This is a genomic window from Tardiphaga sp. (genome assembly GCF_044336785.1).
GTDB lineage: Bacteria > Pseudomonadota > Alphaproteobacteria > Rhizobiales > Xanthobacteraceae > Tardiphaga.
This window is the reverse complement of the sequence record NZ_JBIIOT010000136.1, coordinates 1-10,392: the sequence shown is the minus strand read 5'-3', so window position 1 is coordinate 10,392 and position 10,392 is coordinate 1. Positions and strand designations below refer to the sequence as shown.

Genomic DNA, 10,392 nt, shown 5'->3' with positions numbered 1-10,392 from the left:
TTCGAGTCGCGCAATCCATTGCGGCGGCTGTTTGTACCCATGGCCGTCGGCATGGCGCTATTCTCCGCCTGCCTGACCTTCCTTGTCCTGAATGGCCTCACGCCGCTCGCGCCCACCCATCTGGTGGTCGTGTCCTTCCTGCTGATCAATGCCGCCACCGTTCTCCTGCTGGTGCTGATCATCGCCCGCGAGATCTGGAAGGTCGTGCAGGCGCGGCGCCGGGGCAGGGCCGCAGCACGGCTGCATGTGCAGGTGGTCAGCCTGTTCTCGGTGATTGCTGTGCTGCCGGCGGTGCTGGTCTCGATCGTCGCCAATGTGACCCTCGATCGCGGCCTCGATCGCCTGTTCTCCGGCCCGACCAAGGCCGTCATCGGCAATTCCATGACCGTCGCACGTGCCTATGTGAACGAGCATGCGCAACTGATCGGCGGCGACATTCTCGGCATGGCCGATGATCTCGCCCGCATCCAGCCGCTGTTCTATCAGGACCGCGGCACGTTCCGCTCGCTGATGCTGGCGAATGCCAAGGCGCGCAACCTGCCGGGCGCGATGCTGATCGACAAGGATCGTACCGTCATCGAGCCCGACCAGCCGGGTGTCCGGCCGGAATTCGAACCGCCTCCGGCGGATTTCCTGGTCAATGTCGGCACCGGCGAGCCGGCCATCACCATCATCCCCGATGGCAATTATGTCGCCGCCGTCATCAAGCTGCGCGCCTTCGACAACATGTATCTCTATGTCGCGCGCAAGCTCGACCCGCGCGTGGTCGCGCAGATGGCGCAGACCCAGGCCAGTGTCGCCGACTACACCGAGCTGGAATCGCGCCGCCTCGGAATCCAGATTGCCTTCGGCCTGATGTTCACGGTCATCGCTTTGACGGTGCTGATGTCGGCCGTGCTGATTGGCCTCAACTTCTCGAACTGGCTGGTGGCCCCGATCCGCCGTCTGGTCAGTGCAGCGAACATGGTCTCCACCGGCGACCTCCATGTGCAGGTCCCCGTGATCCAGTCGGAAGGCGATCTCGCCCATCTCGGTGAGACCTTCAACAAGATGACCTCGGAATTGCGCACCCAGCGCGACGAGTTGGTCTCGGCCTCTGATGTCATCGACAGCCGCCGCCGTTTCATCGAGGCCGTGCTGTCGTCGGCCAGCGCCGGCATCATCGGTGTCGATGGCTCCAACGTCATCGGCATTCTCAACCGATCGGCGGAAAAGCTGGTCGGCCATTCCGAGTCCGAAGTGCTCGGCCACCCGCTGCACGAGATCATCCCCGAACTCGACGAGCTGATGCAGAACGCCCGCGAGAGCTCGCAGCGGTTGGTGCAGGGGCAAATCACCATCGATCGCGAGGGCCGCGAGCGCAATCTGTCCGTCCGCATCTCGGCCGAACAGACCAGCCAGTCGCGCGACAGCTACATCATCACGCTGGACGACATCACCGATCTCGTCTCCGCGCAGCGCACCTCGGCCTGGGCTGACGTGGCGCGTCGCATCGCCCACGAGATCAAGAATCCGCTGACACCGATCCAGCTGTCCGCCGAGCGCATCAAGCGTAAATTCGGCAAGGTGATTGTCGACGACAAGCAGATCTTCGAGCAGTGCACCGACACCATCGTGCGCCAGGTCGAGGACATCCGCCGCATGGTGGACGAGTTCTCGCGCTTTGCCCGGATGCCGAAGCCCGTCATCGAAGGCGAAGATGTCGCCGACACCGTGCGCCAGGCCGTATTCCTGATGCGCGTCGGGCATCCCGAACTCGACCTCCATGCCGAGATCAAGGAAGAGCCGCTGAAGGCGCAGTTCGATCGCCGGCTGATCTCGCAGGCGCTGACCAACATCATCAAGAATGCCGCCGAAGCCATCGAGGCCGTGCCGCCGGAAGAACTCGGCAAAGGTCGCATTGACGTCACAGCCTTCAGCGAGAACGGCCAGATCGTGATCGACGTCGTCGATAACGGCATCGGCCTGCCGACAACCAATCGCTCGCGTCTGCTGGAACCCTATGTCACCACGCGCGAGAAGGGCACCGGCCTCGGCCTCGCCATTGTCGGCAAGGTGCTGGAAGACCACGGCGGCGGGATCGAACTCGGCGACGCATCCAGCATCAAGCCAGGCCAGCGCGGCGCCTGGATGCGGCTGCGTTTCGCAATCTCCGGTCAGAAGCCTGACGCGGAGAAGAGCGACGCGAAAGCGGCGCCCGAACAAGAACCGAAGATCGCAGCCGTCACCGGCAGTTGAACAGAAGAAACGTGACCAGGATATTTTGACCCATGGCAAATGACATTCTGATCGTCGACGACGAAGCCGATATCCGCGATCTCGTTGCGGGCATTCTGGAAGACGAAGGCTTTACGACGCGCACCGCGCGCGACAGTGACAGTGCGCTGAATGAAATCTCCAACCGTCGTCCCAATTTGGTCTTCCTCGACATCTGGCTGCAGGGCAGCAAGCTCGACGGCTTGCAGCTTTTGGAGCAGGTGAAGAAGGACAATCCCGACCTGCCGGTCGTCATGATTTCCGGCCACGGCAATATCGAGACCGCCGTCGCCGCCATCAAGCGTGGCGCCTATGACTTCATTGAAAAGCCGTTCAAGGCTGATCGCCTGATCCTCGTCGCGACACGCGCGTTGGAGACGTCGCGCTTGAAACGCGAAGTGCGCGAACTCAAGCAGATTTCGCCGATTGCCAGCAAGCTGAGCGGCCGCTCCGCTGCGATGAACCAGTTGCGCCAGACCATCGACCGCGCCGCCAAGGCCAACAGCCGCATCCTCATCGTCGGCCCGTCCGGCGCCGGCAAGGAGCTCGCGGCGCGCACGCTGCATGCATCGTCGTCGCGCGCCAACGGCCCGTTCGTGGTTATCAATGCCGCCGCGATCACGCCGGAGCGCATGGAGCTTGAACTGTTCGGCACCGAGCAGAGCAATGGCGAGCAGCAGCGCAAGGCCGGCGCGCTCGAAGAAGCCCATGGTGGCACGCTGTTCATCGACGAGATCGGCGATCTCCCGCGCGAGACCCAGAACAAGATTCTGCGCGTGCTGGTCGATCAGACCTTCATGCGGGCAGGGGGCACCACCAAGGTCAGCGTCGATGTGCGCATCATCTCCTCCACCGCGCGCAACCTCGAAGAAGAGATCGCCGCGGGCACGTTTCGCGAGGATCTCTATCACCGCCTCTCCGTCGTCCCGATCCGCGTCCCGCCGCTGTCCGAGCATCGCGAGGACATCCCGGAGCTGATCGAATTCTTCATGGAGCAGATCTCCGCCAATACCGGTCTGCCGCGCCGCCAGATCGGCCAGGACGCCATGGCCGTGCTGCAGTCCCATGTCTGGCCCGGCAATGTCCGCCAGCTCCGCAACAATGTGGAGCGTGTCATGATCCTGGCCGGCGGCGGACCGGAGGTGATCATCACCGCCGACATGCTGCCGCAGGATGTCGGCTCCATGGTGCCGTCGATGCCGACCTCCAACAATGGCGAGCACATCATGGGCCTGCCGTTGCGCGAAGCCCGCGAAGTGTTCGAGCGCGATTATCTGATTGCGCAGATCAGCCGTTTCTCGGGCAACATCTCGCGCACCGCCGAATTCGTCGGCATGGAGCGCTCGGCCCTGCATCGCAAGCTCAAGGCGCTCGGCGTGGGGTAAAACGCCGGGCCGTAGGATGGGTTGAGCGGCGGCCGAAGGCCGGCGCGACAACCCATCGGCGGAGCCCGCCGCAATCGACGGCCGATGGGTTTTCGCTGCGCTCAACCCATCCTACGCTATAGCGTTTGTGTTATCGTTCCCAGGAAACAACCAACCGGAATTCCGACCCATGTCGCGCATTGCCTATGTCAACGGCCTCTACACCAACCTCAGCGACGCAGCCGTCAATGTCGAAGACCGCGGCTACCAGTTCGCCGATGGCGTCTATGAGGTCTGCGAGATCGTCGGCGGCAAGATGGTCGATTTCCCGCGCCACATGGCGCGCCTGGAGCGCTCGCTGCGTGAACTGCGCATCGCCATGCCGATGGCGCTGACCTCGCTGAAGGTCATCATGCAGGAAGTCGTCCGCCGCAACCGCATCAATTACGGCATCGTCTATCTCCAGGTCACCCGCGGCGTCGCCCATCGCGATCACGGCTTTCCGTCGCCCGAGGTGAAGCCGAGCGTCGTCGTCACGGCCAAGTCGCTGAACTTCGCCAAGAACCAGGCGTCCGCCGAACGCGGCGTGAAGGTCATCACGACAGCCGAGAACCGCTGGCCGCGCGTGGACATCAAGAGCGTCGGCCTGCTGCCGAACGTGCTCGCCCGTCAGGAGGCCCGCGACAAGGGCGCCTATGAGGCCTGGTACGTGGACGACAAGGGTTTTGTCACCGAAGGCGCGTCCTGCAACGCCTGGATCATCACCAAGGACGGCAAGGTCGTCACCAAGAGCGCCGAGCGCGGCATCCTGTCGGGCATCACCCGCGCCGTACTGGTCGAGGTGCTGGCATCGCTCCAGCTCAAGCTGGAGGAGCGGAACTTCACTCCGGAGGAGGCTGCCAACGCTGCCGAGGCCTTTGTGTCCTCCGCGAGTCAGATCGTGATGCCGGTCATTGCCATCGACGGGAAGGCGATCGGCGATGGTAAACCGGGACCGACTGCACTCCGTTTGCGCCAGGAATTCCATAAATTTGCGGACATTGCGTAGAGTTTGCCGCATTTCCAGGCACGATTTCCGTGTGGCGGCTTGCCTTCACACGCCGTCTGCCGTCTAATCGTCCTGCTGCGCGCCCCGAGGGGGATCTTTGGGCGTTCGGCAGTCAGGTGACGCTCCCGAAATCAACAGAGGGGCGGGCCGGGCGCAAGAAAAGCAACAAAACAGACACAACAGACTGCGGGATTAAGAAAAATGGCGGCAGACCGCGCACAAAATCTACAGGACACCTTCCTCAACCACGTTCGCAAGACCAAGACACCCCTGACGATCTTCCTCGTAAACGGCGTCAAGCTGCAGGGAATCGTCACCTGGTTCGACAATTTCTGTCTTCTGCTCCGGCGCGACGGCCACTCGCAGCTGGTGTATAAGCATGCGATCTCGACCATCATGCCGGGCGCGCCGATCCAATTGTTCGAAGGCGGCGAAGAAGCCTGAGCGAACGCCTGAAAGACGCTTGATTGGAATTTCGTAGCTTTGAAGGCAATGCTGCCGACCGCCCCGCGGCCGGCAGCGAATCGACCGGCCGCGTTCTCGTGGTCGGTCCTTATCTGCGCGAACGCCGCGGCGATGCCGAGGCCAGCGCCTATGCCCATGTCCGCGACACCGAAGCCCGTCTCGAAGAGGCGGTCGGTCTTGCACGCGCCATCGATCTCGAAGTGGTCGAGGCGGTCGCAGCCCCGCTGAGCCAAATCCGTCCCGCCACCTATCTCGGCAAGGGCAAGGTCGAGGAGATCGCCGGTCTCATCGCCGCCAACGAGGTCGGCATCGTGGTGATGGACTGCGCGCTGTCGCCGATCCAGCAGCGCAATCTCGAAAAGGAACTGAAGGCCAAGGTGCTCGACCGCACCGGCCTCATCCTGGAAATCTTCGGCCGCCGTGCCAAGACGAAAGAAGGCACGCTGCAGGTCGAACTCGCGCATCTCAATTATCAGCGCAGCCGTCTCGTCCGCTCATGGACCCATCTGGAGCGCCAGCGCGGCGGCTTCGGCTTCATGGGCGGCCCCGGCGAAACCCAGATCGAAGCCGATCGCCGCATGATCGGCGATCGCATCGGCAGGCTCGAGGCCGATCTGAAGAAAGTGCAGGCCACGCGCCGGCTGCATCGCGCCGGCCGCCAGCGCGTGCCGTATCGCGTGGTCGCGCTGGTCGGCTACACCAATGCCGGCAAGTCCACGCTGTTCAATCGGCTGACCCGTGCCGATGTGCAGGCCGAGGACATGCTGTTCGCCACGCTCGATCCCACGCTGCGCGCGCTGACGCTGCCCCACGGCGGCAAGGCGATGCTGTCGGATACCGTCGGCTTCATCTCCAACCTGCCGACCCAGCTCGTGGCCGCGTTCCGCGCCACGCTGGAGGAGGTGCTGGAAGCCGACATCATCCTGCATGTCCGCGACATTAGCCACGAAGATGCCGAAGCGCAGCAGAGCGACGTCGACAACGTTCTGCGCCAGCTCGGCATCGACATGGATGCAGGCGCCGGCGCGCGCATTCTCGAAGTCTGGAACAAGATCGATCGCTTCTCCGACGAGGAGCGCGAAAACCTCGCCAATATCGCGGCACGCCGGCCGACCGAGAGCCCGGTCTTCATGGTGTCAGCCGCGACAGGCGAGGGCGTCCATGAACTGCTCACCGCCATCGAGGATCGCCTCGCCGCGACGCGCATCACGCTCGACCTCTCCATCGACGCATCAGACGGCGCCGGCATCAGCTGGCTGCATCGCAATGCCGAAGTGCTGGTGAAGGAGCTGCATGAAGGTCATTTCGACATGACCGTGCGGGTCGATGAGACCAAGCGTGACGTGGTGATCGAGCGGTTCAAGGCGGTGCTGCGCGAGGCCGAGTAAAACTCCGCTCTCCATCCCAACTCCGTCCCTCATCCTGAGGAGCCGCGCAGCGGCGTCTCGAAGGATGGCCGCAGGCTCAGGAGCCAAGCCAGCTCATGGTTCGAGACGGCGCTACGCGCCTCCTCACCATGAGGATCAGGAGTAGGCGGCACGGACTTGGGTCACACCTTTCCCTTCGCCTCGTTCCACAGCGCATCCATCTCCTCGAGCGATGCGTCTTCCAGCGTGCGCCCCCTGGCTCTCAGCGCCTGCTCGATATACGCGAACCGCGTCTCGAACTTCACATTGGTCCCGCGCAGCGCCATTTCCGGATCGGCCTTCACGTGCCGCGCCAGATTGACCAGCGCGAACATCAGGTCGCCGGTCTCTTCCGCGATGTGATCGGGGTCGCCGCGCTCCAGCGCTGCCTCGATCTCGTCGGCTTCCTCGCGGATCTTGGCCAGCACCGCGCGCGGATCGTTCCAGTCGAAGCCGACCGTGGACGCCTTGGCCTGCAGCGCCAGCGCCTGCGCCAGTGCCGGCTGGCTGGCCTTCACGCTTGCCAGCAGCGATTTCGGCGCGGTGATGTCCTCGCCCCGCCGCGCCGCGCGCTCGGCCTTCTCCTCCGCCTTGATGCGATCCCACACGCCCTTCACATGGCCGGAGGTCACGTTGCCATCGGCATCCGCAAACACATGCGGGTGCCGGCGGATCATCTTCCTGGTGATCGCCGTCACCACATCGCCGAAATCGAACCTGCCTTGCTCGGACGCCATCTGCGCATGGAACACGACCTGCAGCAGCAAGTCGCCCAGCTCCTCGCAGAGATCGTCGAGATCTCCCCGCGCAATCGCGTCCACGACCTCATAGGCCTCCTCGATCGTGTAGGGCGCGATGCTTACGAAATCCTGTTCCAGATCCCACGGACAGCCCGTCACCGGGGTTCGCAGCGCGGCCATGATCTCGAGCAGGCGGGTGATATCGCGGGAAGGGGTCATGCAGGCTCCGGTCGTAGGGCGGATGAGCGCAGCGTCATCCGCCGCCGGCGCGTCACACGAGCTCCGCCGGCGGGTGACGGCTTCGCCTAACCCGCCCTACAATTCGGTGCAACTTTTGTGCTATGCCCTCGCCATGACCGACCCATCCACCTCCACAGCCCTTGTCCTGTTCTCCGGCGGGCAGGACTCAGCCACCTGCCTTGCCTGGGCGCTGGACCGCTTCGCCCGCGTCGAGACGCTTGGTTTTGCTTATGGCCAGCGCCACGCCGTCGAGCTCGACAGCCGCGCCAAGCTGATCGACGGCATGAAGGCGATCAATCCGGCCTGGGCCACCAGGATCGGCGACAGCCACACGCTCGACATCCCGACGCTGTCGTCGATTTCCGAAACCGCGCTGACCCGCGACGTCGCCATCGAGATGGGCGCCGACGGCCTGCCGAACACCTTCGTGCCCGGCCGCAATCTCGTCTTCCTGACCTTTGCCGCGGCGCTGGCCTATCGCCGGGGCATCACCGACATTGTCGGCGGCATGTGCGAGACCGATTATTCCGGCTATCCCGACTGCCGCGACGACACCATCAAGGCGCTCAACAGCGCGCTCAATCTCGGCATGGCGAAAGACTTCCAGCTGCACACCCCGCTGATGTGGCTGGACAAGGCCGCGACCTGGGGACTGGCGAACGATCTCGGCGGCGAGGCGCTGACGGACCTGATCCGCGAGCATTCCCACACCTGCTATCTCGGCGAACGCGGCGCACTCCATGACTGGGGCTACGGTTGCGGCAAATGCCCGGCTTGCGAACTGCGCGCCAAGGGGTGGCGGGAGTTCAAGGCAACCAGTGCCTGACACCCAACTCCGCCCCTCATCCTGAGGAGCCGCGCAGCGGCGTCTCGAAGGATGGCGACGGAGCTCCGCCATCTCATGGTTCGAGACGGCGCTTTGCGCCTCCTCACCATGAGGGACGGAGTGTGTGCCGCCGCGCGACGATCCGCCGCAAAACTACCGCTCGACAGCGCGCGACTCAGCTACGCTTTCCCGATGGGGAAAGCCTGGGGTAAACTACTCGCAGCAGTGATCGCGACGACGATCGCAGTGTCATGCACCGTCCATCGCGCGAACGCCGCCAATGGCGCCTACGCCGTCGATGCCGCTGACATCTCCGAAGTCGGCTCCTGCAAAATCGAGAGCTGGTATTCTATGGCGACGAATACGGACTTTGCGGCGATCGCCAATCCGTCCTGCGTGGTCGATCTCGGCAAGCCGGTCGAACTCAGCGCGCTCACCAATTACAGCCGTTCGGGCGGCGATTACTCCACGACTATCGCGCCCAAGGCCAAATACAATTTCGAGCCGACCGGGATCGGCAAGTTCGGCGTCTCCGTGCTCGGCAGCGCGACCTTCGATGCGGTCACCGGCCAGAACACCGCGCTGTTCGTCGAAATCCCCGCGACCTATCGCTTCTCCGAGACCACGCGCATCAATCTGAATGCCGGCTGGCTCTGGGACCGCGTCAATGACTGGCACTATTTTACATATGGCATCGGCTTCGACTGGAAGTTCACCGATACGCTGCAATACACGATCGAACTGTATGGGCAGGCGGGCCGGGCGGACATGCCGAGCGTGATCCAGCCGCGGCTGCAGACCGGCATCCGCTATCGGCCCAACGAGACGTTTTCTGTCGATCTGATCTATGGCCGCAATATCACCGGCGAGGATTCCAACTGGATCACCATCGGCACGACGATCCGCTTCCCGCCGGAAGGCGGCTCGCGCAGCCGCGAGCCGCATCTATAAACATCGTTCAATCGCCGTCATTGCGAGGAGCGTAGCGACGAAGCAATCCAGCCTTTGACCAAAGAACTGGATTGCTTCGCTGCGCTCGCAATGACGACAGAAGGGTTTACGCCGCGAACGACTGCCTGACCGCTTCCGCATCGGCCGCGCTCAGCCCCACCAGCGGCGGGCGCACGCGCATCCAGCCGTCATTGCCGTATTGCCGCGCCAGCAGCACCTTGAGCGATGGCAGTTGCGCATAGGTCGAGACCGCATTGCGACCCGAGACGATGCGCTCCTGCGCGGCCGCGACTTCGGCCGCCTTGGCCGGATCGGCAAAACCGTTGAACACCGTGGCGAGATCGCCGCCCACCAGGTTCGACGTCGCGGTGATGCAGCCGGCGCCGCCCATGGGCAGCAGCTTGATCATCAGGGGATCGGCGCCGACCAGCACCGAGAAGCCGGGGAAGCGCTCGACGATGGCACTCATATTGGCGAAATCGCCCGACGAGTCCTTGATGCCGACCACGATCTCCGGGAAGCGCTTGATCAGGCGGTCGATGACGTCCAGCGAGATCGGCACCGACGACATCTGCGGGATGTGATAGAGCACCACGCGCAGCTTGGGATCATTGATGCGCTCGATGATCGCCGTATAGGCATCGACGATGCCGTCGTCGGAGACGCCCTTGTAGTAATAGGGCGGCAGCATCACCACGGTGTTCACGCCATTGGCCAGCGCATGCTGCGTCAGCTCCACCGTTTCCATGATCGAGGCGACGCCGGTGCCCGGCAGCAGCTTCTTCGGCGCGATGCCGGATTTCACCACGGCTTCGAGCAGCGACTTGCGCTCGCCGGATGACAGCGAATTCGCTTCGCCGGTGGTGCCGAGCATGGCGATGCCGGTGCAGCCGTCATCGAGCAGCCGCTGGCAATGGGCGGTGAACAGGCCCTGATCGACGGAGAGATCGGCATTGAACGGCGTGGTCGCGGCGCAGAACACGCCGGTAGGGAAGATGGCTGGCATGGGCGTCTCTCTCGTGTGTGAGGTTCTTGTTTCACCTCTCCCCACCGGGGAGAGGTCGACCGGCGTAGCGTAGCGAAGTCGGGCGGGTGA

The 10,392-nt window shown here is 63.7% G+C and carries 9 protein-coding genes; 7 read left to right on the top strand and 2 right to left on the bottom strand.

Annotated features, from left to right (window positions below):
• Positions 1 to 18: 18 nt before the first annotated feature.
• The 5 genes from ACIQ2A_RS24015 to hflX all read left to right on the top strand — a co-directional run bounded on the left by ACIQ2A_RS24015 (position 19) and on the right by hflX (position 6,521).
• Positions 19 to 2,238 (top strand): ATP-binding protein, encoded by a 2,220-nt coding sequence (locus tag ACIQ2A_RS24015; protein WP_398484201.1) that lies wholly within the window; start codon positions 19 to 21, stop codon positions 2,236 to 2,238.
• Between the two features lie 32 nt (positions 2,239 to 2,270).
• Positions 2,271 to 3,641 carry a sigma-54-dependent transcriptional regulator gene (locus ACIQ2A_RS24010; RefSeq protein ID WP_398484199.1) on the top strand — a complete coding sequence of 457 codons (1,371 nt, stop codon included), beginning with the start codon at positions 2,271 to 2,273 and terminating at the stop codon, positions 3,639 to 3,641.
• Positions 3,642 to 3,810: 169 nt separating this feature from the next.
• The gene (locus tag ACIQ2A_RS24005; RefSeq protein WP_398484197.1) at positions 3,811 to 4,668 is read left to right on the top strand and encodes a D-amino-acid transaminase; all 858 of its coding nucleotides are present in this window, start codon (positions 3,811 to 3,813) and stop codon (positions 4,666 to 4,668) included.
• Positions 4,669 to 4,869: 201 nt separating this feature from the next.
• On the top strand, positions 4,870 to 5,112 hold the full coding sequence (gene hfq, locus ACIQ2A_RS24000) for an RNA chaperone Hfq (protein ID WP_211908183.1): 243 nt from the start codon (positions 4,870 to 4,872) through the stop codon (positions 5,110 to 5,112).
• Positions 5,113 to 5,135: 23 nt separating this feature from the next.
• Positions 5,136 to 6,521, top strand: coding sequence for a GTPase HflX (hflX, locus tag ACIQ2A_RS23995; RefSeq protein WP_398484194.1), 1,386 nt, complete (start codon positions 5,136 to 5,138; stop codon positions 6,519 to 6,521).
• A 161-nt stretch (positions 6,522 to 6,682) separates the two neighbouring features.
• Here the strand turns inward: hflX and mazG are convergent, their stop codons facing one another.
• Positions 6,683 to 7,498, bottom strand: a complete 816-nt coding sequence (gene mazG / locus ACIQ2A_RS23990) for a nucleoside triphosphate pyrophosphohydrolase (RefSeq protein ID WP_398484192.1) — start codon at positions 7,496 to 7,498, stop codon at positions 6,683 to 6,685.
• A gap of 133 nt (positions 7,499 to 7,631) precedes the next feature.
• On the opposite strand from mazG, the gene queC reads away from it, so the two are divergent.
• Together queC and ACIQ2A_RS23980 are read left to right on the top strand one after the other, a co-directional pair.
• A complete protein-coding gene (gene queC, locus ACIQ2A_RS23985; RefSeq protein WP_398484190.1) occupies positions 7,632 to 8,345 on the top strand; it encodes a 7-cyano-7-deazaguanine synthase QueC in 714 nt (237 codons plus the stop codon).
• Between the two features lie 192 nt (positions 8,346 to 8,537).
• On the top strand, positions 8,538 to 9,296 hold the full coding sequence (locus ACIQ2A_RS23980; protein ID WP_398484187.1) for a hypothetical protein: 759 nt from the start codon (positions 8,538 to 8,540) through the stop codon (positions 9,294 to 9,296).
• Between the two features lie 106 nt (positions 9,297 to 9,402).
• Here ACIQ2A_RS23980 and ACIQ2A_RS23975 read toward each other — a convergent pair whose 3' ends face one another.
• Positions 9,403 to 10,302, bottom strand: a complete 900-nt coding sequence (locus ACIQ2A_RS23975) for a dihydrodipicolinate synthase family protein (RefSeq protein ID WP_398484185.1) — start codon at positions 10,300 to 10,302, stop codon at positions 9,403 to 9,405.
• Between the last annotated feature and the right edge of the window lie 90 nt (positions 10,303 to 10,392).